Origin of the sequence: Microcoleus sp. S13_C3 (genome assembly GCF_036700905.1) — a bacterium.
GTDB lineage: Bacteria > Cyanobacteriota > Cyanobacteriia > Cyanobacteriales > Microcoleaceae > Microcoleus.
Genome location: NZ_JAUBPT010000027.1, coordinates 38,403 through 61,682 on the forward strand (window position 1 = coordinate 38,403; position 23,280 = coordinate 61,682).

Sequence of the window (23,280 nt, forward strand, 5' to 3'; positions counted from 1 at the left end):
ATAAATACGACTGAAAAAGGCAATTATGATGACTATTTGTGATATAGCGATCGCTAAATTGCAGCAACTTCCCGAATCATTTTTGCCCGAAATCAACGACTTCCTCGACTTTGTGATGCACCAGCAGGAAAATAGAATAGCTGAACCCAAACTCCCAGACGATATTGCTAAAGCTTGGGCAAAATGGTTCTAGGAGGTCGATCGCTTAAAACTAATGATTAATCAACCGGAGAGCGAATATTAGCAACTCCTACTCAACAAGTAGCAGCTCGCGATTAGAGAAACAAACTAATATCAACGTGGAAAAACTCTGCTAACTTCCTGGCTTCATCTATTTCGAGATCCCTTCCGCTAACAAAAACTTTCTCAACCTCTGTTTCCGTTCCCAAAACAGGAATCAGATCGGATTTGTCCAAATCTCTCGTATCCATTAAATGTTGCAACATTGAAGCAGCATTTCCGGCAGAAATCGGATAATTTTCAGATTCAAATTTTTCAATCAGCGTTATCAAAAGCTCCAGAAATAGCTCTTCCTCCAGCGATCGCAGAGGGCGGTGTTCCAGTTCGCAAGCGAGAGCGATCGCGGCCTCGTTTTCTGCTTCATTTGCGATCGGTTTTGGTTGATAGCGAACAAGTAAATCTGTATAAGATTTTGCATCAAAAGTACGGATCATTTTTCCACTCATCCTTACTTAGATTGACACAGGTAGCGATTGCTTTCCCTATTTAAGCTACAGTAAAAGCTATATTTTCTAGCACTACATTAGGTACATTTCCACTACCTAAAACCTGTGTAGCATCTAAAACTTCTATCCCTACCAATAACTCATTTTCCCCAATATTTAAAGCAATTTCGTCAGTTAACTGTAAAGTGCGACACTGATGCTTACCTTCTACAAGCCTAATGTAGAGAGCATCAATTTCGGAATCATAACTAATCTTCATAAACTTTTACCTCAAAAATAAAATGTATACACTGTGATCACAACTAACTCAGTATCAGTCTCGGCAACCATCGGTACTACTTTCTTGAGAGAATAGAACTTATCCTGCCAATCATTATTATACTGAAAAGTAGCTTGATATTTGTACCTACCATTTTTAGCAAGTTGTCGATTACCTGTCATAATGGTATCAATAATTTCGGCTTCATTGGTACCTCTTTCAATCGCTTGTTCCTGGGCATGATTACTTAATCTAATAGGTTTCACTCTTTCTTGTCCAATAAATTAAAATTTTAAATTCCTAATTCACATGGATATTTACAGTTTCCATGCTCTTAAAAAACTAAGTCCATAAACTAACTTTAGTCCAAGGCGGATGGTTGTGCAAGAGCTAGTTCATGAGCGATGCTTGCAGGAGATGATACCAAATCCTGATTTAATAACCTCTTTATTCTTTAGTCCTCGGAGGCGGACTTCGTTTGTTTAGTAGCGGTTTCAACCGCCAAGCCATAAAGAGAATGATTAATAACTCCCCAAAAAACTAAAGCCCTTTTCCGTTGTTGCGGGAAAAGAGCTTTAATTTATTATTAACCTGGCACTGAGCTATTTTACCGGGCAGTGACCCGCCGAGTATCTTCGCCATAGCAACGTTTAACAACCGAGTTCGGGATGGATCGGAGTGGTTCCATTACATCATAAGCACCAGGAAAGCTTTGAAAACTTTTAATCCTGTGTCTGCGTTTAGCTTAATGCTAAGCTTGATGCGCTGCATCTCTTTCGCTCGACTTAATTACTGTATCAAGTTTTCCTTTGTCTGTCAACCCCAAAGTCAAAACTTTTTTTTGATCGCCCGAAACCGCCCCCAATAGCCGAGCTTCTGTCGCAATTTGCCTCTCATCCCGCAAAGACGCCACCACCCTATTCGTAAAAAAGTTTTCACAACTCGCATCAAGTTCGATCGACCACAAATCTGCTGCTGACCCAGAATATTGAGATTTCTACAAAGGGCCCAAGACTTGCTGTTGTGTAGATGCTTAATAACTCACCAAAAAACTAAAGCCCTTTTCCGTTGTTGCGGGAAAAGAGCTTTAATTTATTATTAACCTGGCACTGAGCTATTTTACCGGGCAGTGACCCGCCGAGTATCTTCGCCATAGCAACGTTTAACAACCGAGTTCGGGATGGATCGGAGTGGTTCCATTACATCATAAGCACCAGGAAAGCTTTGAAAACTTTTAATCCTGTGTCTGCATTAAGCTTGATGCGCTGCATCTCTTTTGCTCGACTTAATTACCTTATCAAGTTTTCCCCTGTCTGTCAACCCCTTTGTCAAAACTTTTTTTCGACGCCCGAAACAGCCCCCAATAGCCGAGCTTCTGTCGCAATTTGCCTCAAAAGCCGCAAAGACGCAATTACCAAATTCGTAAAAAAGTTTTCAAAACTCGCATCAAGTTCGATCAACCACAAATCTGCTGCTGACCCAGAATATTGAGATTTCTACAAAGGGCCCAAGACTTGCTGTGGTGTAGATGCTTAATAACTCACCAAAAAACTAAAGCCCTTTTCCGTTGTTGCGGGAAAAGAGCTTTAATTTATTATTAACCTGGCACTGAGCTATTTTACCGGGCAGTGACCCGCCGAGTATCTTCGCCATAGCAACGTTTAACAACCGAGTTCGGGATGGATCGGAGTGGTTCCATTACATCATAAGCACCAGGAAAGCTTTGAAAACTTTTAATCCTGTGTCTGCGTTTAGCTTAATGCTAAGCTTGATGCGCTGCATCTCTTTCGCTCGACTTAATTACCTTATCAAGTTTTCCCTAGTCTGTCAACCCCTTTGTCAAAAGTTTTTTTTCGATCGCCCGAAACCGCCCCCAATAGCCGAGTTTGACGTATTATTTGCCAGTGGGAGCGATCGACCTTTAACTCACAAGTCCAAAAACGCCGCCTCGGTTCCCTGTTCTCTGCGAATCTTCCCGTCCTTCACAAACCACGCCACGACCTGCTTAACTGTTAATTGTTCGATCGACCCTCCCGATTCTGTCGCAATTTGCCTCAACGGCCGCAAAGACGCAATTACCAAATTCGTAAAAAAGTTTTCAAAACTCGCATCAAGTTCGATCGACCCTTTAACACTCTCATCATTCTTAATCCAATCCATCACCTGCCCATTAGTCACCTCACCCACCGGCAAACCTGTCTCCCCAGCTATTTGCCTGAGCACCCTCAAAGCATAAATTGCCAGCCGCGCCGAAAACTTTTCCTTCGACGACAGCAGAGCCATATCAACTTCGGCGCACTCTTCCGGCTTTAAAAAATCTGCTAGCGGTTCCATAGTTATTAGTTACTTGTTATTTGTTATTTGTTATTGGTAATCCGTAAAAACTTCTATCCGTGTATCCGTGTCAAAATCCGTATCGTGCTGTTGGCAATGGGTAAAAGCAAAAAACACCCATCCGTGTATCCGTGTCAAAATCCGTGTAGTGCTGTCGGTAATTGGTAATTGGTAAAAACACCCATCCGTGTATCCGTGTCAAAATCCGTGTAGTGCCTTCCCTCATCCTTCTTCCTTCTTCCTTCTTCCTTCTTCCTTCCTTCTGGCAATCAAATAACCGCAGCGGTGTTCCCCATCAATAATCCAGTGAGTTCGCTCCACAATACAATCCGGCAAAACCGCTGCAAACATTTCCAACTCATTACCGCAGACACTCGGAAAAGTTTCAGCAACATTAGAAATCGCGCAGTTGTGTTCCATCAACACAAATCGATCGCCCAAACCAGCGCGATCGCACATCCCAACCTCTACAGATTCTACAGGATAACACTCAGCCATATAACCTTCAGCCCTGCGGAGTTCCATTAACTTAGTCACCCTCTCTTGCAGCGAACCCGCACCCACCAGCCGCCGATACTCCGTCGCCTTGCGCTGCCACTGTTTTTGCAAGATAGTAATCACTTGCTCGCGGCCGACGGTTTCCGCCAACGTATCCAGAAAAGAGACAGCAAAATCACCGTAACGATTCGGGAATCGATCGCGCCCCAGACTGGTAAGCTCATAAATGTGCTGCGGCCGCCCCATCCCAGCCTGAACCGACTGATACTGAATCAGCCCCTCCGCTTCCAAATCCTTCAAGTGACGGCGAATCGCCTGCGGACTGATATCCAAAGACTCCGCCAACTCAATAGCCGTCCCCTGCCCCCCCTTGAGCAAATATTGCAGGATGTCTTGTTTCGTGGAAGTCTGCTGAGTAGTCTCCATCATCTTCACAAAAAATTATTAATTTGACTTTGACAATATCACTATTGTTAATGTAGCTTAAAATATAGTAAAGCAACAAATCTGTTGTTTAACTTCCCAGAGCAGTCCAGCAGAACTCGCTCAAGCCCTGACAGGCATTGCCCCGTCTGCCATCCAGAGAGCATTATCTAGAACACTGAACACGCAAAATAATGAGTTCTACCACAGTCAAAACCTTAGTCAACCAGCCCTACAAATACGGCTTCGTCACCGACATCGAATCAGACACCATCCCCCGCGGCTTGAGCGAAGATGTAGTCCGCCTGATTTCCGCCAAGAAAAACGAACCGGAATTCATGCTGCAATTCCGCCTCAAAGCATACCGGAAGTGGCTGACAATGACCGAGCCCACCTGGCCCCACGTCAACTATCCCGCGATCGACTACCAACAAATTATCTACTATTCCGCCCCCAAACAAAAGCCCAAAAAGCTCAACAGTTTGGACGAAGTAGACCCGACACTGCTCGAAACCTTCGAGAAACTAGGCATTCCCCTATCCGAACAAAAGCGGCTCGGAAATGTCGCCGTCGATGCCGTTTTCGACAGCGTTTCAATTGCCACAACATTTAGAGAAAAGTTAGCCAAAGATGGTGTTATTTTCTGTTCCATTTCAGAAGCCGTCAAAGATTATCCCGAATTAATAGAAAAATATCTCGGCAGCGTCGTACCAGTCGGCGACAACTTTTTTGCAGCCCTCAACTCCGCCGTATTCAGCGACGGTTCCTTTGTTTACATTCCCAAAGGCGTAAAATGCCCGATGGAACTGTCAACCTATTTCCGGATCAATAACGGAGATTCCGGCCAGTTCGAGCGCACCCTAATTGTCGCAGAAGAAAACAGTTCTGTGTCTTACCTAGAAGGCTGCACCGCGCCGATGTTTGACACCAATCAACTGCACGCCGCCGTAGTCGAATTGGTAACAATGGACAATGCCGACATCAAATACTCCACAGTGCAAAACTGGTACGCTGGGGACGCCAACGGGAAAGGCGGCATTTACAACTTTGTAACCAAACGGGGTTTGTGTCAAGGAGTCAATTCTAAGATTTCTTGGACACAAGTAGAAACCGGTTCCGCGATTACTTGGAAATATCCCAGTTGCGTGTTAGTCGGCGACAACTCGGTGGGCGAATTCTACTCGGTAGCGTTGACAAATAACAAGCAGCAAGCTGACACCGGTACCAAAATGATCCACGTTGGCAAAAACACTCGCAGCACGATTATTTCTAAGGGAATTTCTGCCGGAAATTCATCCAACAGCTATCGCGGTTTGGTAAAAATGGGGCCGAATGCTAAAGGCTCTCGTAATTACTCTCAGTGCGATTCCATGCTGATTGGGGATAACGCTCAAGCGAATACTTTCCCTTATATTCAAGTGCAGAACCATACTGCTAAAGTGGAACACGAAGCTTCTACTTCTAAGATTGGGGAAGAGCAATTGTTCTTCTTCGCACAGCGGGGAATTTCCGCAGAAAATGCTATTTCGATGATGATTAGCGGTTTCTGTAAAGATGTTTTCAATCAGTTACCGATGGAATTTGCGGCGGAAGCTGATAAGCTGTTGAGTCTGAAGCTGGAAGGAAGTGTCGGATAATTTTCGCGGGCAAGAAATTCTTCCAGGCCGAGTCCATCGGTGACAACTTAAGCTCCCCGTCCGCCAGGGAATGAATTCCTTGGCTAATAGCTAAACTCCTCTAAACAGGACTAATGAGTTTAAAAATTTTCTTCTCAGTCCTCTTCAGAGGACTTTAGCTTTGAGACAGGGAATTCATTCCCTGGCGGACTATCGGTTTAACGTTAAATTGTCACCAATGGGCAGAGCCTAGGAACGAGAAGAACGAGCCAAAAAACTGTAAAGTGCATTGAGGAAAAGGACAAAAATAGATGATTGTAGAAAATAGTCAAGTGGTGCTATCCGTCCGCGATTTAACTGCGAATGTGGAAGATACCCAAATCCTTAAGGGTTTGAATCTGGAAATTAAATCGGGTGAAATTCACGCGATTATGGGCCCGAACGGTTCGGGAAAAAGCACTTTATCCAAAATATTAGCCGGTCATCCTGCTTATACAGTAACGGGCGGAGAAGTTACTTTTTTGGGTCAAAATTTGCTGGAATTACCGCCGGAAGAACGCTCTTTGGCTGGCGTATTTCTGGCTTTTCAATATCCTTTGGAAATTCCCGGCGTTAGCAATCTGGATTTCTTGCGCGTGGCTTACAATTCTCACCGCAAACATCGCGGCTTGGAAGAATTGGATGCTTTTGATTTCCAAGATTTAATCGAGGACAAGCTGGATATTGTCAAGATGAATGATTCTTTTTTAGGCCGCAGCGTAAATGAGGGTTTTTCCGGCGGCGAGAAAAAGCGGAATGAAATTTTGCAAATGGCGTTGTTGGAACCGAAATTAGCTATTTTGGATGAGACTGATTCTGGTTTGGATATCGATGCTCTCAAGATTGTCGCCGGCGGTGTGAATCATTTGTCAAATGCTGAAAATTCGATGTTGGTGATTACTCACTATCAACGGTTGCTGAATTACATTATTCCTGATTTTATTCACGTCATGGAAGCCGGCAGAATTATCTTGACTGGCCCGAAAGAGTTGGCGCTGGAATTGGAAGAGCGCGGTTATGACTGGGTTGTGGAAGAGGAAGCAGCAGGAGTAGGCGCGCGATGATGAATACGCAAGTTGCGAGTAGGGAAATGTTTTTGGCTGATTTGGTGAATCAGTGCCGCAAGTTGGAGGTTGCTAATAGCAAAATTGCGGCTTACGGGTTGCAGGATTTGCGGGATGTGGCGAATCAATACGTGCTTTCTTCGACTTTTCCGACGGTGAGGGATGAAGAATGGCGCTTTACTGATTTGTCGTCGGTGTTGCAAATTCCTTTTCATATACCGCAGAGCAATCAGTCAAAAGTTAAGCTGGCTGATATCATTATGCCAGTGAAAAACAAGGCAGATTTACCATTAAGATTGGTATTTGTCAATGGGTTTTATGCGCCGGATTTGTCAACGGTGGAGTCGTCGGTTTTTCCGAATTTGCCGCTCGACTTTTACGCAGGTAATCTATCCAATGTACCCGAAAAATATCAAGGGCGCATCAGCGATGTTTTGAGCAAGCACAGACAGCAAACTGAGGTGTTTACTGCCCTGAATACTGCGGGTTTAGCCGATTCTGCGGTGGTGTTCGTGCCGGCCAATATGTCGATCGACCTTCCAATTCACTTGCTGTTCCTGACAGCGCCAGGTGCATCTCCCATGATGTCCCAGCCGCACTGCTTGGTCATAGCTGAGCCTGGAAGCAATGTGACGCTGGTTGAGGATTACGCAACTATCGGTAATGTCCCTGCATTTACGAATGCTGTAACGGATGTTATTGTCGGCGAAAACGCTACTGTGAATCACGTTCGGCTGCAGCGGGAAGGTGGGGAAGTTGTTCATATCGGCAAAAGTGCGATCGAGCAATCTCGTAATAGCCGTTATACTTGTCATGCTATCAGCTTGGGAGGCAAAATATCGCGCCACAATTTAGAAGTTTTTCAGCGCGGCGAAGCCACTGAAACAACTTTAAACGGCTTAAGCGTAGCCTTTGGGGAACAGTTGTCGGACACTCACAGTGTAATCGATTTCAATCACCCTCACGGTACAAGTCGCCAACTTCACAAGTGCATTGTCGGCAACAAAGCTCGCGCTGTATTTAACGGCAAAGTTTTCGTTCGCAAAGCCGCCCAATTGACAGATGCCGGACAATTGAGCCGGAATTTGTTGCTGTCGCCGAGAGCTCGCGTAGACACCAAACCGCAGTTGGAAATTGTCGCCGACAACGTTAAATGTTCCCACGGTGCAACTGTCAGTCAATTAGAAGATGATGAACTTTTCTACTTGCAAAGTCGCGGTTTGGATTTAGAAAGAAGTCGCTATTTGCTAATCGATGCTTTTGCGGCGGAAATGCTCAATCAATTACCGATTCTTGGGGTGGCGAAAATGCTTTCAACCTGCATGGCTATCCAAGGATAAAGGAATTAGCAACAGACGGGAGGGTGTTTTATTACCTTTGCAATCAAAGCCGGAGATCCCCCTAAATCCCCCTTAAGAAGGGGGACTTTGAGAATACTCTTGTCCCTCCCTGGATAAGAGGGACTTTGAGAATACTCTTGTCCCCCCCTTAATAAGGGGGGTTAGGGGGGATCTCCGGGTTTCAGAATACGCCTTATAAGCGAGTTCCACAACAATACTAACTTCAAAAATTATGACACTTATTCAAGAAAAAACACTTGCATCAAAAGTTCGCGGCGACTTCCCAATTTTGAATGAAAAAGTTAACGGTAAACCGCTAGTTTATTTAGACAATGCAGCTACTTCTCAAAAACCCCTAGCTGTGCTCAACGCTTGGCGCGATTACTACGGACAATACAATGCAAACGTCCACCGCGGCGCTCACACTCTCAGCGCCAAAGCGACTGATGCTTACGAAGGTGCTAGAGACAAAGTTGCGGCGTTTGTAAATGCGGCGTCGCGGCAAGAAATTGTCTATACTCGCAACGCTACCGAAGCGATTAATTTGGTTGCTTATTCTTGGGGTTTGAGCAATCTGCAAGCCGGAGATGAAATTATCCTGTCGGTGATGGAACACCACAGCAATCTCGTTCCCTGGCAAATGATTGCTCAAAGAACCGGTGCTGTGCTGAAGTTTGTGGAGTTAACGGAAACTAACGAGTTTGATTTGGAACAGTTTAAAACGCTAATTTCCCATAAAACTAAATTGGTGTCAACCGTTCACGTTTCTAATACTTTGGGCTGCATCAGTCCAGTCAAAGAAATCTGCAAGATTGCCCACAGTTTCGGCGCAAGAGTTTTAATTGATGCTTGCCAAAGCGTGCCGCACATGATAGTAGATGTGCAAGCAATTGATTGCGATTGGCTGGTTGCTTCCGGTCACAAAATGTGCGCTCCGACTGGCATCGGTTTTCTGTACGGTAAACTGGACTTGCTGAGAGAAATGCCTCCGTTTTTCGGCGGCGGCGAGATGATTGCTGACGTGTTTTTAGAATATTCCACCTATGCCGATTTGCCGCACAAATTTGAGGCCGGCACACCTGCAATCGGCGAGGCGATCGCCCTTGGTGCAGCAATCGATTATCTTAGTAACATTGGCATGGATAAGATTCACGCTTGCGAAGCAGAATTGAATGCTTATATGTTCCAACAATTGCGGCAAATTCCCGAAATCAAAATTTACGGGCCGCAGCCAGACAGCAACGGCGAAGGTAGGGCTGCATTAGCGGCATTTACAGCCGGAGAAATTCACCCTCAAGACTTGTCTACCATGTTAGACCAGGAGGGAGTCGCGATTCGTTCCGGGCATCACTGCACGCAAGCTTTGCACCGCTATTTGAACGTTTCATCTACGGCGCGGGCGAGTTTGTATTTTTACAATACTCGCGAGGAAATTGATGTGTTTGTGAAAGCGTTGAAAGAGACGATCGACTTTTTTGGTGGGATTATGGGGTAATTTGGTAGGTGATGGTGCGCGGGTAGAAATTGAGAAGCGATCGCCCTTTTTTTGACCGCAGATGAAGGCGGATTGACGCGGATAAACGCGGATGAAGAAGAGAGCGATCGCAATCCCAAATATAAGGAGGCGATAATGTTTGTGTTAAACCTATCAGCAGAAAATTGGGTGGGCAACCAGGATGAAGGTGACTTAATAGAAAGTCCTACTTGGAGTCAAATAGAACAAGCCATCCGCGAGTTAAATGGGAAAACTAAAACTTTAGTTACCTTGGGTGCAGATGACGAGTGTTATATGAGCATTGGTGGCGGCGAATCCGGCAAATATATTGTTAACGTAACTTTTGATAACGTTAGCTTCCATAATTTAGTAGAGCCATCAAAACCAGATGCAATAGAAAAGCTAGTTATCGGCGGACAAGAAGGTAATTATTCCGCCCGGATGTGTGTAAATTTAGAGACGGCACTGTTGGCAGCTCACAGATTTACAGTATCAGGACAACTTCAAATATCACTGTCTTGGGAAGAAGAGAAAGAATTAGCGGTGTCATCAAATAAGATTTAACACAACCTAAGTGAAGTGCGATCGCCCTTTCATCCATCCGCGTTCATCAGCGTCTATCCGCCTGCATCTGCGGTTCAAAAAAAGAACCCCCTTTTTGATAGTATCTGGGCCTGTGGTAAAATAAAACTAGAGTTTTCTCAGCTCAAGGAGATTTTGAGATGATTGCTACTACTTCAAGTTTAGCCGAACAGAGAACACTGCTAGAAAACATTAGCTGGCAGACCTTTGAAACGTTGCTCAAAGAAATAGGCGATAAGCGAGGTTATCGCATAGCTTACGATGAAGGGAGACTGGAAATTATGGCGCCACTATTTGAACATGAGAACTACAAGAGCAATTTCGGTAATTTCATCCTGGCTTTAGCAGAAGAACTCGACATTGAAATTAAAAGTGCTGGCTCAACTACTCTCAAACTCAAAAATGCCAAAAAAGGCATAGAACCAGATAACTGTTATTATATCCAAAATGAAGCAGCAGTTAGAGGCAGGCAAGAACTAGATTTAGAAACTGCCCCACCGCCCGACTTAGCAATTGAAATAGATATTACCAGCAGTTCAGTTGATAAGTTTGCCATTTACTCCGCACTTCGCGTCCCGGAACTCTGGCTATATAACGGGCGAGTTTTGAAATTTTATCAGTTGGTAGAAACTGAATATATTGAGCGCGACTTTAGTATTGCTTTTCCCTTTGTATCGGCAGCAGAAATGGCTGGGTTTTTCAGTCGCACTCAAACGATAGGAGAAATTGCTTTGCTGAAATCCTTTAGAACTTGGGTTAAAGGGAAAATATAATATTCTCTAGCAAGGTGCGCCGTGCACACCCTACATAATTAGGTGCTGCGCCCAGGACTATTAAAACTCCCTAATTTCAGGATGGATAAACTGATAACCAGCCGCCTTAATCTTTTGATTCGACACCCTAGCATTATAAGGCCGCACGCTAGGACTTCCATCCCAAGAAACTTTAGGCAAATTATTAGCTTCAAAAATGCGATCGAGCAATTCACCACTGGATAGCGACACATCCCCGACTAAATTGTAAATTCCCTGCAATCGATTTTCCAAAGCAAAGGTTAACCCCCCAACAATATCATCTCGATGCACCCAATTAGTAGCATCTTCCCCCCTACCGGGACGAGTGCTCCCAGCCCAGCCTCCAAAGATTTTAACTAATTCTCGGCCATGCCCATAAATTCCTCCCAAACGGAGAATGCAGACGTGAAGATTGGGACTCGATGCTGCTAATAAAATCCGTTCTGTTTCTGCGAGAATTTCACCGTTTGGATTAGCCGGCGCTACGGGTGATTCTTCATTTACCAATTCACCTTGGCGATCGCCATACACAGAATAAGTACCCGTATAAATAACCTGCTTTACTGTCGGTATCTGCTGTAAAACCGATACTAAAGTTGTCGCAGTATCTATATAACTTTCCCGATAAGTATGAGGATTTGGAGCACCGACGCACAGCATAACAGCATCTTGTTCTTGCAGTACAGCCGTCATTGCATCTTTGTCATTTCCTTTGAGCACGGCTACCCGCTGCGCGACACCCTCCAACTCAACTACTCGCGTCGCCGTCGTAGTTGTCGCCGTCACGGTACAATCAGATTTGTCGCGTAAATGTTTGGCTGTCGCAGTACCCACATAGCCGCAGCCGACGATCGCAACTTTCATAAAAAATTCTCCATTGTGTCATGCTCTCTAAAATTATTGCCGGTTTCTGCAATCATGGCCCGCTGACTTTTGTGGTAAAATGCAAAGCGTCGTTATCGATCGGAGTAGCATCGTGTCCGAGAGAGATATTTTTGCCACATCCTCAGAAAGCGAACTTTTAGCTTTTTATGGTTCTTTGTTTGCGATCGCAGCCGCCGATGGTTCCGTTGATATTGACGAACTAGATTTGTTGTTTAAAACCATAAATTTAGACAAATTTTCTGACTCTGCAAAGACTCAAATCCAATCCTACACAGCCAGTCCCCCATCACTGGGCGACTGTTTGCAAACACTCAGCAAGTCAGAAGAACCGCTGCGTTTGGGAGTCATGTATTTTTTAATTAACATTGCTGGGGCAAATAAGACGCTGCATCCCGCAGAAAGCGAGGCTATCCAATCCGCAAAAAAACTGCTGGCGGTTTCTGACTTGCAAATCCCAGCCATGCAGGAATTCATCGCAGACATGAAACAAATACAGGAGGCTGCCCCTAATAAAAATCAGGTTTCAGCCTCCTTCAAGTCTGCTGTTTCCCAGCTTAAAACTAAGGGTATTCCTCTCGATTTAATCGACCGGAAAGGAACCACAACAAACCTCAGCAACCCCAAAATTAACTATTCAGATGAAAGTTTTTGGACTAAACTTAAAAACTTTGCTTTAACCGCAGGAAGAGAAGTAGTTGAAAAAGCTTTGATTCTCTACTATACGGCTCAGAACCCCAACGTGCCTGCTTGGGCAAAAGGAGTTGTAGTTGGAGCTTTGACCTATTTTATATCTCCTGTTGATGCCATTCCCGATATATTAGTCGGCATCGGATTTACAGACGATTTGGGAGTGTTACTGGCGGCCATAGCTACTGTTTCAGTATACATTAATGCTGATACTAAAGAACAAGCCAAACAAAAAATGAAAGATTGGTTTGGCTAATAATATTAGAAGTCAGTAGTCAGTAGTCAGTAGTCAGTAGTCAGTAGTCAGTAGTCATTAGTCATTAGTCATTAGTCATTAGTCATTAGTCATTAGTCATTAGTCATTAGTCATTAGTCATTAGGAATAATTACCAATTACCAATTACCAATTACCGATTACCAATTACCAATTACCGAGTTCAGTCTTTAATCGGCTTGCCATCTCGATTGACAATACGGCTTTCACCATCCTTAGCCGTGACATTTTCATAAACCCCTTCATCCCGCTTCACGTACTTGCTGAACCCCTGATTTTTATAATCGGTGTCCGATGTCGGCTTCATCAACCTCGGAGCGCTCAGCAGTCGGCGTACTGGAGCATCTGCGGGAGTCTCGCCGGGTTCGCGCTTAGCCAACTCGCACAGTTGACCCCAAGTCGAAACTTCCAGGTTCATGCTGTGCCAAACTTCTAACTGCTGGTTGTTTTCGGGACACAAATAATCGTATACAGGCATACTAAGAATCTCGTTTGCAACTACTAAAATTACTAATTGCACGGTAATTGAGAATATTATAGCTCAACATTACTAAAAATTCAACCCTAAGAATCAAACTTTACTATTTTTAACGGTTGTTGAAACCTTAAATCAGCTATATTATTAACCCTGTGTGCTTGCTCCCGGATGCGATCGAGACACAGCCCAAAAGTACCCTACCCTGAAATCCTCTGACACGATCGCACGATCGCACGATCGACGGCTAGCAAATGCCCGCAAGACTTCCCTCAATGCCGTCACAGGATCGATCGTGATTTTCAGACTGTACGCCAATCACAGATTCTAAGTTTCAATTTTATTTATTTACTCACCAGCGAGGATTTACCGATGAGCGATTTCAAAGTTACGCCAGAAGTAGAGCTGAATACAGCTCAAATGTTAGAGCGATACCAACTGCAAGATGAGACAAATCTGCGGCGTTGGGCAAAACTGCACGGCATTAACAGCACTCGCGGTTTCTTCTATCCCAGTGAAGTAGATTTGATGGATCACGCTCATCACCATCTTTACAATTTGGGAATGAGCATTGCTGACTACCAAAGTCTTTTAGACCGCCGCCGAACCCATTCCCAGACACCGGGCGACCAAAATAAAACAGTAGCAAGTCAAGTTGCTGACGAAGCATACGATGCCATAGAAACGCTGACAGATCAGTATGCTGAAGCTATAGATTTAATGGGAGAACGTATAGCAGACCATTTCATAGATGAACTCGATTTGTCTGTGATGCGGCATCTTTCTCAAAAAGTGAAAGACCGCCGCACTCTCAACGGTCAAACTAAAAAGCCTAACCGTTTTCTCCAAGTGATTAAAGCTGTGTTGCAACCGAGCAGCGAAAATACGCTTCTGGTTCCCAAAAAAGAGGATGACTCTAGTTTAGAATTAGAACAGCATCATCGGCTCGGCTAGCAGCCGATTTTTGTGAAAGGCTAAGAGACTTTTCGTTCAATTTACTGGTCAAATTTACTGAAAAGCAGACCAGAACCCTCCCCTTGTCAAGGGGAGGGAGCAAGAGTCAATCGATTTTAGATTTTAGATTTTAGATTTTAGATTAAAGAATTGAAGCATTGACCCCACAGATACAGCAGATTCCAGACTTATGAAATACACCCCAGAAACCGGGTTTCTTTACAGTTCTAGACTCTAAACTGATTCTGTTGCTCGAAACCCGGTTTCTTTGTGCTACACATATATGGAATATGCTGTAAATTGGGGGGCAAGTTTCATCGGATACAGGTTTTTTATTTCTGGACGGATGAACCCGGGGGCTTGTATCCTGGATGCTTTCGGTCACATTTTTTATATTATGAAGGGGAATAGAAGAGAATAAATTGAGGTTTCCCAGAAGTCTAAATTACTTGTCAACTGATGTTGGGTTTTGCGACTGGGTTCAATCTAGTATAACTAGGGACAGATTGCGCGATCGCCCAAATTAGAGATAATATCTGCAGAATTGAACCTGTCAACCTCGCCCAAGGTAAAAAAATGATTAAATCCTGGATGGTAATTGGAGGCGTCGCCTTTGTAGTAGCTTTAGCTGCTAGCTTAATCCCGCCCAGGGACATCCAATGGTTCAACCGCTTGCAGCGTCCGAGATGGCTAGTATTTGAAAGAGCAATTCCCCTAATTTGGACAGTAATTTTTATTTGTGCAGCTTGGTCAGCAGTGATTGTCTGGGAAAAACAACCAGGAACTCAGGAGACTTGGCTGAGAATGGGTTTGTACCTGCTTTTAGAAATAGTAACTATGTCTTACACGTCGGTTATGTGCAAAGTTAGGAGCCTAAAAGTCGGCACAATAATCGGCGGAACGGGCGCTATTTTAAGCGTAATCCTAGCTTTAACTGTGTTGCCAGTTTCCGAGCCAGCCGCCCTGTTATTACTACCTTACATACTTTGGAGTCCGATCGGCACTTACACCACTTGGGTAATGATGCACCTGAATCCGGCGGATGTTTAGCCTCTCATGGAATTAGTCATTTTAATGGGATTGCAAGCATCGGGAAAAAGCACATTTTTTCGCGACTATTTAGCTGCCACGCACGTTTTGGTCAGCAAAGATTTAATGCGAAACAATAAAAATAAATCGCGCCGACAAATTCAATTAATTGAAAATGCACTGCAAGCAGGTCATTCAGTCGCAGTTGATAATACCAATCCCGAAGTTCTCGATCGCAAGCCGCTGATTGATATGGGTCGCACCTATAATGCCCAAATCATCGGTTACTACTTTGAATCTACAGTCAGCGACTGTTTAGCTCGAAATCAAAAGCGATCGGGCAAATCTCAAGTTCCCGACATAGCAATTTATGCTACTATAAAAAAAATGGTATTTCCCAGTTACGGCGAAGGGTTTGAACGGCTGTTTTGGGCCCGCATAGCAGAAAACTTAACCTTTGAAGTAAAAACCTGGCCCGCAGAGGAAGTTATTCATGGACAATCAGACATTTGAAAAAAAAATGCGCGAGCTTGAATATTTTCACAGCCTGCGTTTATTGCCGGGAACTCACACAGTAATTCGCGCCGACGGTCGCAGCTTTTCCAAATTTACTTCCTCCAGTTTTGATAAGCCTTTCGACTTAAAATTCCACGAATTAATGGTGGAAACTGCCAAAGCGCTCCTGTCAGAACTAGACGGCATTTACGCTTATACCGAAAGTGACGAAATCTCAGTTTTGTTTCCTCCAGATTGGGATTTATTTGACCGCAGCTTAGAAAAAATTGTCTCTATTTCTGCCAGTATTGCCAGTGCAACTTTCACTCGCGCCGCCCAAACAGCCGTCAGTTTTGACAGCCGCATTTGTTCTGCAGCAAACAAATCGCAAGTAGTAGATTATTTTCTATGGCGCCAAGCAGATGCAGCGCGCTGCGCTTTGAATGGCTGGAGTTATTGGATGCTGCGAAAAAATGGCGAAACGGGTGAAAATGCAGCAGTTATATTAGACAAACAATCGGTGGCTTTCAAAAACGAATTGCTGTTTCAAAACGGAATTAACTTTAACGAACTGCCGGCTTGGCAGCGCCGGGGAACGGGAGTTTATTGGGAAAAATACGATAAACCAGGTTATAACCCGATCGAACGCAAAGAAGTTGTGGCAGTGCGGCGGCGACTCAAAGTCGATGAAGAGCTCCCCGTGAAAGAGGAATACAAAGAATTTATTTACCAATTTTTAAATGTTGGCGATTAACGATTAAGGATATCTTGTCAAATCCGCTGGCAATTGATGAATTCTTAGTTTGTTTTAACTCACATCTTGCAGCATTCTCAAGAACAGGCAAGATGCCTGTTCCACAAGAAAATTCACTCTTTGTGGAACAGGCATCTTGCCTGTTCATAAAAGGCTTATTGACAATGGTGCAAGATGTGAGTTTTAACCGAATGCAAGCTGTGAGACGGGGGTTTAAACCCCCGCCCAATGTCGGGCAAACCAGTTAACCTAGCGACTCCTAGAGCTGGTCGGAGGCTCAGTTTCCGGCGGTTCGGGAGCCGGAGATTCCGCATCCCGAGAATTCAGCGACTCCTCCCAAACTTTGATTTGCGATCGAGCTTGCTCAAAAGCCCGAGTACCCGAAGGAATTTTCTTCAAAGTCGCGATCGCCCCAGCCAGATCCGACGACGACTCTTCCACACCCAGCGCCAAAATCCGCTGACTCCACTCATCAATCGCCTCACTCGCCTGCCACCGGAGCGAACTCGACTCCGGAACCTGACTTGCCAGCCCAATTGCCGTTTGCAAAGCGTCAGCAGTCCCGGATCGGGCGGTTTGACGGGCGTTCTGCAAACCTTGCTCGCCCTGAAATTGAGCCTCCCAAGTCCGAATGTTCGATCGAGCTTCCTCATAAAGCACCCGTCCCGATCGAATCCGGCGGGCCATCTCAATTGCCCCCGCCAAATTGCCGCCCGCCGCTAGCTGCTGAGCTCTATCCAAAAACGGCTGGTCAACAAGCCGCTGTCTCCTCTCGATCCAAGCTTGAATTTTGGTTTGAGCTTCCACGTAAAGCGCCCTACCTCTAGCGATCCGAGAAGCTTGAGCAACGGCCGCTTCCAGAGCATTCGGATCGCCCGTACTCGCCAAATCGTTCGCTCTTTGCAAATACGGACTGTCTTCCAGCAGCTCGATTTGACGGCTCAAAGTGCTAATTTGACGGCGAGCTTCCGAAGCGCGGGGATTTGATTCCGGGACTGTTTGCAATTGCGCGATCGCAGCCCTCAAATCATTGACCCCACCCGGCGCCGCCAGCCTGCTTGCCATATCCAAAACTTTTATATCAGCCATTTCTTGTTGCCAGCGGCCGACTAAATCTTGAGCTTGCTTGTATAAAGGGCGGCCGGACTTCAACTTTTGAGCAATCTCGATCGCCTTGGAGAAACCCTCAACAGAGCCAGTCAAAGCCTGAGAAGTAGCATTCGCCAACTCATTAAAATCTTGTACTTGTTCCCTTAAATTTGCCGACTCAGGAATCTTGTTTGCGATCGCGATCGCCTCCTGCCAATCCCCAGCCTGCAAGCGTTTTTGGGCGATCTCCATAATTTTCTTGCTAAATTCCGCGATCGCCTTATTGGCAGCTTGATACAAATAACTGTTTTGATCAATTCCCTCAGCCAGCTTAATGCCCGTCACCAGATTGTCGAGACCTCCCTCGGAGGCTTTATTCCGGGCTTTTACCAACTTATTGCCCTCAGCCCGAGTCGTCTGAATTAGCTTAGTCAATTCCTCGTACTTAGCCGATTCCCAGAAAGTATTTCCCAAATCCAAAAGCAGAGTAGCTTGGCGGAAAGCCAGCGGCCACTCTTCCTGACGCAAGTGGTCTTCAGCCGTGCGGTAAATTTTCTCTGCATCGCTCCATATCGACTGCCACTTTTCAATCTGCTTTTCCACCTTCGGGTAAGCGGGAACGTTTTTAGGAACCTTGTTCGCTATCGCAATCGCCTCCTCCAGCTTTCCTTCTTGGAAACTAGCATTTCCCAGCCTAATAATATCCTCCGACCACCGATCGATTTGAGTGTTAATTCTCGGCCGCAGCGGATGGTCTTGTGGCAAAGCATTCACTAATTCGATCGCCCTGAGCAAATCATCCGCCGTCCGCTTGCTTGCTGCTTCTTGAGCGCAAAAAAAGCGATCGTTAGCAGAAGCCGTCGGCCAAAAAATCTTTGAGCAATTGGACTGCGAGGTCAGGTTGAGTAAAGAGGCAATTGCCACAAACCCCATACCCACCGATAGCATCAAACTCAGCGCCAGCCAAAACTGCCACTTATTCGACCAGTTCCGCCACAACGGATTGTGTTCCCCCGGCGGCTGCGAGTTTTCCCCAGACAAATTCGGCGGTAGTTCCAGATGCCCTCCCGGCAGTTTTCCCGAAGTAACCAATTCTCGAAGCTCTTTAAGTCGTTCAGCCCGGTTTTTCCTTGCTGGTAGCCGCACCAGCGACGAAGTATCCTTTGTTGACTCCAAGGATTCTGATGCAGACCAACGGCCTGATGTTTTGCGATCTTGACTCATATCCTCACCACAAACAACAACCAGCCTGTCTTAATTATTTCAAAACAGCGATCGCTGCTATTGACTGCTCTATAGAATGTATTCATAAAAAAACTCGGTAAGTGGGAAACGAGCGCGACTTCAGTCCTGAGAGGAAAACGACTCGGCGATTTCAATCGCCTTGAGTCTTTCCCCTTTCGGGTTGGAGGGGTATGGTTGCCCCTCCGATGAGGTATGGTTGCCTCAGTCTCCCTTGCGGGGTAATGTTCGCCTCGACCTGGTTATAAAGGCTTGTTAGACCTGCGACACTGTTTCAGTGACTTTAAAACTGTTTAATCGCAGGTGACAGAGCGGAAAACTGGCGTCGCATTCGCCGGTGTCGTGACCTAAATAACGTCTCCTCTTGCGAGGGGTCTGGTCAGCATAGCTTGCTCGATTTCTCTTACAAGCTCAGTGGCTTTAGCCCTGAGTTACTGACCACTTTTAAATACTCGTGCAGGCGAAAGACTACAAGAGCCGATCGCCAAACCGCAAAAATCAAAATTTTGTGATTAGGTAATTGATAATGGGTAATTGGCAATTGGTCAAGGCCTTTATCCCCAACTCGCACTCCTGATTGCCAATTACCAATTATTATCTCAAGAACCGGAGTTCGATCGCAAATCGCCAATCAGTTCCGCAAGCTGATCGCTGCTAGCTTGGTAAACCTCGTTGCAAAAATGGCACGTAGCCTCAGCCCCCCCATCTTTTTCAATCATGTCTTGGAGTTCCGCTTCGCCCAACATTTTCAGAGCTCCCAAAACTCGATCGAACGAACAGCCACAGTCAAAGCGCACCATCTGAGTTTCCGGGAAAATTTCCAGCCCCATATCTCCCAGTAACTCTTCGAGAATCTGGTGCAGCGTTTTGCCCGATCGCAGCAGTGGCGTAAAGCCCGACAATTGAGCAACTCTAGATTCTAAAGTTTGCACCAATTTTTCGTCCGTTGCCGCCTTCGGCAGAACCTGCAACAGCACACCCCCAGACGCTTCTACCCCGCCCGCCCCCACAAACACCCCCAAAACCAGAGCCGAAGGCGTTTGCTCCGAGGTTGCCAAATAGTGAGTCAGATCGTCGCCAATTTCGCCGGAAACCAATTCTACCGTACTCGAATAAGGGAAGCCATATCCAACGTCCCGCACCACGTACAAATAACCGTCACCTATTGCCCCGCCGACATCGAGTTTACCTTTAGCATTGGGTGGCAATTCCACTTCGGGATTGTCCACATAACCTCGAACCGTTCCATCCAGTCCCGCATCAACCAGAAGCCCGCCCAGCGGCCCATCTCCTTTGATGCGAATATTGACTCTCGATTCGGGGCGTTTCATGCTGGAGACGAGTAACAGCCCTGCTGACATCGTGCGGCCGAGGGCGGCTGTAGCGACGTAGGAGAGCTTGTGCCGCCGTCTTGCTTCTTCGGTGAGGCGGGTGGAAATGACGGCTACAGCGCGAATTCCGCCCTCTGCGGCTGTAGCGCGAATTAATTGATCGGCCATGAAAAACCTTACTTTGTCTTTTGATACCTTCTTGAACTATTTTAGAAGTTCTTGAAAATTGTGGCAGCAGAGAGCAGCAGTTGACTCAGCGGGCCTGGATGTGCGATCGAACTTGTTTTAACTATCAAAGCAATAATATTACATTTCGCAATTTATGTTTATAAACTTTAAACTTTTTTTGAACAAATAAAACTCCAAGCCGTGTATGCTTTGCTACATAGAAAGAGAAAAAGAGTATATTTACAGAATTTCGCGCATTGATGTGTAGCGTCAGTTTTTATCCCAACGTATCTGCATCTATCTGCGCCTGTCTGCGGTATTTTTTTACTTTTTAGTTAATTTTTCGATGGCGATTCGGGTTTACTGCTAAATAATCATGAGGATATATAGCCTTTCTCAGAAAGATGAGGTACTCATGGGCATAGGCCTCCGTGGGCATAGGGCATAGGCCTCCGTGGGCATAGGGCATACCTCACTTTTTTGAGAACCGCTATATGAATAAAATTCAAGACGTTTTATTGCCTCTGGAAAAGCCATTGGGAATTAATCCAAGATTAACAAAAACCGATTTATTAACGTGAGGAAAGTTACTAAGTTCAAGCAGTATTGCCGACAGTTTCAATAGCCTTCAAGTTCCACTTTTACAAGCGTCCACTATCAATTTTTTAACGCCACAAAAAGTTGAAGATGGCAATAGTTTTGAACAATTTTTAACACAACCGCAACTCTTGGGGTCAGCCCCAAATGCCCTGCCCTCAGACATAGCAAGCAGCGACATCTTAACTGGCGAAAAAGTAGAAACACAAGCTAGCCACACCGTTTGGAGCCAACTCCTCGGCGCATCCACCCCCGAACGGCAGGCAAAAAATAGCACCTTGCCAGCCGGAGTTTTCCAAGTTGGTGCTAGCGGACAAGTCAGTGCAGACTACCTGTTTGATGGAGGATACTACCAAGGGGAACTGGCTATTTTCAGCATGAAGGGGATGGAAACCTTAATCCCCGGTTCACAAGCCTTCATCCTAGAATCATTCCGCAGAGTTCTCACCAATTCCACGTTAGGTCGCGTTGTACTCCGCGACTCTACCGAAGGCGCCAAATTCAGCGGTTCAATGCCAGGAGAATTTAATTGGGGTTCGGGGCCATACACCGGCCTCAAAAACTTCACCATGACCCCAGGTGACACCTTCGCTGTCATGGTGATTCCCAATGGCACAATACAAACATCTTACGCCACCCAATTGCTGTGGAATTTATTACCCGATCGCCGCCCTTTATTCTCCGTCTCCCCAACTAATTCCACCAACAGCGGCTACCAGCTAGCACTCGCCGACATTAAAGGTTCGGGCAATACCTTTGCCATTGAAGACGATCCGGCGGCCCAAACAGACCGCGACTACAATGATATTATCGTCAGCTTTATCGGGGCCACCGGCAGCGCCACCCCACTCGGCAGTGTCATCAACCCAGCCAGAGAATGGCGCACTACCTCTCTGGGACAGCAAATTATCAGCTACGCTAACAGCTTAGTTCCCAACGATACAACACCGCCCGCGATCGCGCAGCGATGCTGCTGGAATCAGCAACCTCGCGCCGCAGACGCAACAGCGATATTTGGACACCATTAATCGCAGCGGGGAACACCTACTGGCGTTGATTAATAATGTCTTGGAAATGTCTAAGATCGAAGCGGGACGGCTAACATTTCAAGCAACGGATTTCGACCTTTACGCGCTGCTAGATACGCTACGACAAATGCTCCGTTTGAAAGCCGAATCGAAGGGTTTGCAACTGAAGTTTACTCGATCGAGCGATGTGCCTCAATTCGTTCGTACCGATGAAGCTAAATTACGTCAGGTGTTAATCAATTTGCTCGGTAATGCGATTAAGTTTACCCAAGCCGGAAGTGTCGCGCTACGAGTAGAAAGAGGCAAGGAACGCACTCTCCTCTTCACCGTAGCAGACACGGGTGCTGGCATTGCTCCCTCGGAACGCGATCGCCTGTTCGAGCCCTTCGTCCAAACTGCAACCGGATTGCATTCTCAAGAGGGAACGGGACTGGGATTGTCTATCAGTCGGGAATTCGTACAACTCATGGGGGGCGAGATTGCTGTTGAGAGTACAGTCGGTAAAGGCAGCATCTTCCGGTTTGAGATTCAAGTGGAATTAGCAGCAGGGGGGGCGATCAAGTTGGAACCGGAAAGATCGATTGTCGGACTGGCTGCCGGACAAACTCCCTATCGAATTCTAGTTGTTGACGATCGACTTGAAAATCGCCAACTGTTAGTGGAATTACTAATCCCGATCGGATTTGAGGTGCAAACAGCTACCAACGGACAAGAGGCGATCGCGATCGTGCAAAGCTTTTCACCCCACCTAATTTGGATGGACATTCGGACGCCCGTAATGGATGGATATGCCGTCACCCGACAGATTAAAGCTAGCGATATCCCCCGTCCCATCATCATTGCCCTCACCAGCAGCGCTTTGGAAGAAGATCGTCAAACTGCCCTCGCCGCTGGGTTTGACGATTTCGTGCGAAAACCGTTTCGTGCTGAAACAATCTTGGCTAAAATGGCAGAACATCTAGGGGTTCGCTACGTTTATGTCGAGGACAAGCCGCTTTCTTCCCCATCCCTTCGCCCTCTGACTGCTTCTGACCTGACAGGAATGCCAACAGCTTGGATAGAACATAGGACTTACGCATTGACAAAATAACCAAACAGTGTATTGATAAATAATTGTCGTCTCCTTTCTAAGTATGGAACAA

At 45.9% G+C, this 23,280-nt stretch carries 26 protein-coding genes and 3 rRNA genes; 16 read left to right on the forward strand and 13 right to left on the reverse strand.

The genetic code is table 11. From position 1 onward, the window contains the following. Positions 1-25 precede the first annotated feature (25 nt). The gene (locus tag QUA16_RS10345; protein ID WP_333103307.1) at positions 26-193 is read left to right on the forward strand and encodes a hypothetical protein; all 168 of its coding nucleotides are present in this window, start codon (positions 26-28) and stop codon (positions 191-193) included. Between the two features lie 82 nt (positions 194-275). Here the strand turns inward: QUA16_RS10345 and QUA16_RS10350 are convergent, their stop codons facing one another. The 9 genes from QUA16_RS10350 to sufR form a co-directional block, all read right to left on the reverse strand. Then, entirely contained in the window at positions 276-686 is a 411-nt protein-coding gene (locus tag QUA16_RS10350) for a transcriptional regulator (protein ID WP_333103305.1), read from the reverse strand. Between the two features lie 40 nt (positions 687-726). Continuing rightward, entirely contained in the window at positions 727-945 is a 219-nt protein-coding gene (locus QUA16_RS10355) for a DUF2283 domain-containing protein (protein ID WP_106332875.1), read from the reverse strand. An 11-nt stretch (positions 946-956) separates the two neighbouring features. Continuing rightward, on the reverse strand, positions 957-1,211 hold the full coding sequence (locus QUA16_RS10360) for a DUF4258 domain-containing protein (protein ID WP_333103304.1): 255 nt from the start codon (positions 1,209-1,211) through the stop codon (positions 957-959). A 323-nt stretch (positions 1,212-1,534) separates the two neighbouring features. Further along, positions 1,535-1,651 (reverse strand): 5S ribosomal RNA (gene rrf, locus QUA16_RS10365). A gap of 45 nt (positions 1,652-1,696) precedes the next feature. Continuing rightward, complete coding sequence (locus QUA16_RS10370; RefSeq protein WP_333103303.1) at positions 1,697-1,912, reverse strand: hypothetical protein; 216 nt, start codon at positions 1,910-1,912, stop codon at positions 1,697-1,699. Between the two features lie 134 nt (positions 1,913-2,046). Continuing rightward, a 5S ribosomal RNA gene (gene rrf / locus QUA16_RS10375) occupies positions 2,047-2,163 on the reverse strand. A 382-nt stretch (positions 2,164-2,545) separates the two neighbouring features. Then, positions 2,546-2,662 (reverse strand): 5S ribosomal RNA (gene rrf, locus QUA16_RS10380). Positions 2,663-2,871: 209 nt separating this feature from the next. Further along, entirely contained in the window at positions 2,872-3,279 is a 408-nt protein-coding gene (locus QUA16_RS10385) for a hypothetical protein (protein WP_333103301.1), read from the reverse strand. 222 nt (positions 3,280-3,501) lie between these two features. Further along, positions 3,502-4,206 (reverse strand): iron-sulfur cluster biosynthesis transcriptional regulator SufR, encoded by a 705-nt coding sequence (gene sufR / locus QUA16_RS10390; protein ID WP_333103300.1) that lies wholly within the window; start codon positions 4,204-4,206, stop codon positions 3,502-3,504. Positions 4,207-4,394: 188 nt separating this feature from the next. On the opposite strand from sufR, the gene sufB reads away from it, so the two are divergent. The 6 genes from sufB to QUA16_RS10420 all read left to right on the forward strand — a co-directional run bounded on the left by sufB (position 4,395) and on the right by QUA16_RS10420 (position 11,109). After that, on the forward strand, positions 4,395-5,837 hold the full coding sequence (sufB, locus tag QUA16_RS10395; RefSeq protein ID WP_333103299.1) for a Fe-S cluster assembly protein SufB: 1,443 nt from the start codon (positions 4,395-4,397) through the stop codon (positions 5,835-5,837). Between the two features lie 290 nt (positions 5,838-6,127). Beyond that, positions 6,128-6,919 (forward strand): Fe-S cluster assembly ATPase SufC, encoded by a 792-nt coding sequence (gene sufC, locus QUA16_RS10400; RefSeq protein WP_333103298.1) that lies wholly within the window; start codon positions 6,128-6,130, stop codon positions 6,917-6,919. Next, on the forward strand, positions 6,916-8,259 hold the full coding sequence (sufD, locus tag QUA16_RS10405; protein WP_333103297.1) for a Fe-S cluster assembly protein SufD: 1,344 nt from the start codon (positions 6,916-6,918) through the stop codon (positions 8,257-8,259). The genes sufC and sufD overlap by 4 nt, the downstream gene beginning before the upstream one ends. Before the next feature lie 232 nt (positions 8,260-8,491). Beyond that, positions 8,492-9,754 carry a SufS family cysteine desulfurase gene (locus tag QUA16_RS10410; protein WP_333103295.1) on the forward strand — a complete coding sequence of 421 codons (1,263 nt, stop codon included), beginning with the start codon at positions 8,492-8,494 and terminating at the stop codon, positions 9,752-9,754. Between the two features lie 51 nt (positions 9,755-9,805). After that, positions 9,806-10,318: an Imm1 family immunity protein gene (locus QUA16_RS10415; protein ID WP_333103293.1), complete on the forward strand. Its 513-nt coding sequence runs from the start codon at positions 9,806-9,808 to the stop codon at positions 10,316-10,318. 158 nt (positions 10,319-10,476) lie between these two features. Beyond that, positions 10,477-11,109, forward strand: a complete 633-nt coding sequence (locus tag QUA16_RS10420) for a Uma2 family endonuclease (protein WP_333103292.1) — start codon at positions 10,477-10,479, stop codon at positions 11,107-11,109. A 60-nt stretch (positions 11,110-11,169) separates the two neighbouring features. Here QUA16_RS10420 and QUA16_RS10425 read toward each other — a convergent pair whose 3' ends face one another. Beyond that, positions 11,170-11,994 (reverse strand): NAD-dependent epimerase/dehydratase family protein, encoded by an 825-nt coding sequence (locus tag QUA16_RS10425; RefSeq protein ID WP_333103290.1) that lies wholly within the window; start codon positions 11,992-11,994, stop codon positions 11,170-11,172. 79 nt (positions 11,995-12,073) lie between these two features. Here QUA16_RS10425 and QUA16_RS10430 point away from each other — a divergent pair, with 79 nt between their 5' ends. Next, positions 12,074-12,958 (forward strand): DUF1232 domain-containing protein, encoded by an 885-nt coding sequence (locus QUA16_RS10430; protein ID WP_333103289.1) that lies wholly within the window; start codon positions 12,074-12,076, stop codon positions 12,956-12,958. Between the two features lie 181 nt (positions 12,959-13,139). On the opposite strand, the gene QUA16_RS10435 is transcribed toward QUA16_RS10430, so the two are convergent. Continuing rightward, on the reverse strand, positions 13,140-13,454 hold the full coding sequence (locus tag QUA16_RS10435) for a zinc ribbon domain-containing protein (RefSeq protein ID WP_333052014.1): 315 nt from the start codon (positions 13,452-13,454) through the stop codon (positions 13,140-13,142). A 154-nt stretch (positions 13,455-13,608) separates the two neighbouring features. Here QUA16_RS10435 and QUA16_RS10440 point away from each other — a divergent pair, with 154 nt between their 5' ends. The 6 genes from QUA16_RS10440 (at position 13,609) to QUA16_RS10465 (ending at position 16,931) form a co-directional block, all read left to right on the forward strand. After that, positions 13,609-13,782 carry a hypothetical protein gene (locus QUA16_RS10440; protein ID WP_333103288.1) on the forward strand — a complete coding sequence of 58 codons (174 nt, stop codon included), beginning with the start codon at positions 13,609-13,611 and terminating at the stop codon, positions 13,780-13,782. 41 nt (positions 13,783-13,823) lie between these two features. Continuing rightward, positions 13,824-14,405, forward strand: a complete 582-nt coding sequence (locus QUA16_RS10445) for a hypothetical protein (protein ID WP_333103286.1) — start codon at positions 13,824-13,826, stop codon at positions 14,403-14,405. Between the two features lie 576 nt (positions 14,406-14,981). Beyond that, entirely contained in the window at positions 14,982-15,455 is a 474-nt protein-coding gene (locus QUA16_RS10450; RefSeq protein ID WP_333103284.1) for a TspO/MBR family protein, read from the forward strand. Positions 15,456-15,461: 6 nt separating this feature from the next. Beyond that, entirely contained in the window at positions 15,462-15,947 is a 486-nt protein-coding gene (locus tag QUA16_RS10455; protein ID WP_333103283.1) for an AAA family ATPase, read from the forward strand. Then, positions 15,928-16,683 carry a tRNA(His) guanylyltransferase Thg1 family protein gene (locus QUA16_RS10460; protein WP_333103281.1) on the forward strand — a complete coding sequence of 252 codons (756 nt, stop codon included), beginning with the start codon at positions 15,928-15,930 and terminating at the stop codon, positions 16,681-16,683. Before QUA16_RS10455 ends, QUA16_RS10460 begins: the two co-directional genes overlap by 20 nt. 92 nt (positions 16,684-16,775) lie before the next feature. Beyond that, complete coding sequence (locus tag QUA16_RS10465) at positions 16,776-16,931, forward strand: hypothetical protein (protein WP_333103280.1); 156 nt, start codon at positions 16,776-16,778, stop codon at positions 16,929-16,931. A gap of 1 nt (position 16,932) precedes the next feature. Here the strand turns inward: QUA16_RS10465 and QUA16_RS10470 are convergent, their stop codons facing one another. Together QUA16_RS10470 and hslO are read right to left on the reverse strand one after the other, a co-directional pair. Beyond that, on the reverse strand, positions 16,933-18,996 hold the full coding sequence (locus QUA16_RS10470; protein ID WP_333103278.1) for a hypothetical protein: 2,064 nt from the start codon (positions 18,994-18,996) through the stop codon (positions 16,933-16,935). Positions 18,997-19,613: 617 nt separating this feature from the next. Then, the gene (gene hslO / locus QUA16_RS10475; RefSeq protein ID WP_333103276.1) at positions 19,614-20,513 is read right to left on the reverse strand and encodes an Hsp33 family molecular chaperone HslO; all 900 of its coding nucleotides are present in this window, start codon (positions 20,511-20,513) and stop codon (positions 19,614-19,616) included. A 728-nt stretch (positions 20,514-21,241) separates the two neighbouring features. Between hslO and QUA16_RS10480 the strand changes: the two genes are divergently transcribed. Both QUA16_RS10480 and QUA16_RS10485 read left to right on the forward strand, forming a co-directional pair. Next, a complete protein-coding gene (locus tag QUA16_RS10480; protein WP_333103274.1) occupies positions 21,242-22,138 on the forward strand; it encodes a DUF4114 domain-containing protein in 897 nt (298 codons plus the stop codon). A gap of 46 nt (positions 22,139-22,184) precedes the next feature. Further along, the gene (locus tag QUA16_RS10485) at positions 22,185-23,228 is read left to right on the forward strand and encodes an ATP-binding protein (RefSeq protein ID WP_333103272.1); all 1,044 of its coding nucleotides are present in this window, start codon (positions 22,185-22,187) and stop codon (positions 23,226-23,228) included. The last annotated feature ends 52 nt before the right edge of the window (positions 23,229-23,280 follow it).

What these genes read in the sequence shown, in the direction of transcription:
- QUA16_RS10345 (WP_333103307.1), top strand. Translation starts at nt 26, where the DNA reads ATGATGACTATTTGTGATATAGCGATCGCTAAATTGCAGCAACTTCCC.
- QUA16_RS10350 (WP_333103305.1), bottom strand. Translation starts at nt 686, where the DNA reads ATGAGTGGAAAAATGATCCGTACTTTTGATGCAAAATCTTATACAGAT.
- QUA16_RS10355 (WP_106332875.1), bottom strand. Translation starts at nt 945, where the DNA reads ATGAAGATTAGTTATGATTCCGAAATTGATGCTCTCTACATTAGGCTT.
- QUA16_RS10385 (WP_333103301.1), bottom strand. Translation starts at nt 3,279, where the DNA reads ATGGAACCGCTAGCAGATTTTTTAAAGCCGGAAGAGTGCGCCGAAGTT.
- sufR (WP_333103300.1), bottom strand. Translation starts at nt 4,206, where the DNA reads ATGATGGAGACTACTCAGCAGACTTCCACGAAACAAGACATCCTGCAA.
- sufB (WP_333103299.1), top strand. Translation starts at nt 4,395, where the DNA reads ATGAGTTCTACCACAGTCAAAACCTTAGTCAACCAGCCCTACAAATAC.
- sufC (WP_333103298.1), top strand. Translation starts at nt 6,128, where the DNA reads ATGATTGTAGAAAATAGTCAAGTGGTGCTATCCGTCCGCGATTTAACT.
- sufD (WP_333103297.1), top strand. Translation starts at nt 6,916, where the DNA reads ATGATGAATACGCAAGTTGCGAGTAGGGAAATGTTTTTGGCTGATTTG.
- QUA16_RS10410 (WP_333103295.1), top strand. Translation starts at nt 8,492, where the DNA reads ATGACACTTATTCAAGAAAAAACACTTGCATCAAAAGTTCGCGGCGAC.
- QUA16_RS10420 (WP_333103292.1), top strand. Translation starts at nt 10,477, where the DNA reads ATGATTGCTACTACTTCAAGTTTAGCCGAACAGAGAACACTGCTAGAA.
- QUA16_RS10425 (WP_333103290.1), bottom strand. Translation starts at nt 11,994, where the DNA reads ATGAAAGTTGCGATCGTCGGCTGCGGCTATGTGGGTACTGCGACAGCC.
- QUA16_RS10430 (WP_333103289.1), top strand. Translation starts at nt 12,074, where the DNA reads ATGCAAAGCGTCGTTATCGATCGGAGTAGCATCGTGTCCGAGAGAGAT.
- QUA16_RS10435 (WP_333052014.1), bottom strand. Translation starts at nt 13,454, where the DNA reads ATGCCTGTATACGATTATTTGTGTCCCGAAAACAACCAGCAGTTAGAA.
- QUA16_RS10445 (WP_333103286.1), top strand. Translation starts at nt 13,824, where the DNA reads ATGAGCGATTTCAAAGTTACGCCAGAAGTAGAGCTGAATACAGCTCAA.
- QUA16_RS10450 (WP_333103284.1), top strand. Translation starts at nt 14,982, where the DNA reads ATGATTAAATCCTGGATGGTAATTGGAGGCGTCGCCTTTGTAGTAGCT.
- QUA16_RS10455 (WP_333103283.1), top strand. Translation starts at nt 15,462, where the DNA reads ATGGAATTAGTCATTTTAATGGGATTGCAAGCATCGGGAAAAAGCACA.
- QUA16_RS10460 (WP_333103281.1), top strand. Translation starts at nt 15,928, where the DNA reads ATGGACAATCAGACATTTGAAAAAAAAATGCGCGAGCTTGAATATTTT.
- QUA16_RS10465 (WP_333103280.1), top strand. Translation starts at nt 16,776, where the DNA reads ATGCCTGTTCCACAAGAAAATTCACTCTTTGTGGAACAGGCATCTTGC.
- QUA16_RS10470 (WP_333103278.1), bottom strand. Translation starts at nt 18,996, where the DNA reads ATGAGTCAAGATCGCAAAACATCAGGCCGTTGGTCTGCATCAGAATCC.
- hslO (WP_333103276.1), bottom strand. Translation starts at nt 20,513, where the DNA reads ATGGCCGATCAATTAATTCGCGCTACAGCCGCAGAGGGCGGAATTCGC.
- QUA16_RS10485 (WP_333103272.1), top strand. Translation starts at nt 22,185, where the DNA reads ATGTCTAAGATCGAAGCGGGACGGCTAACATTTCAAGCAACGGATTTC.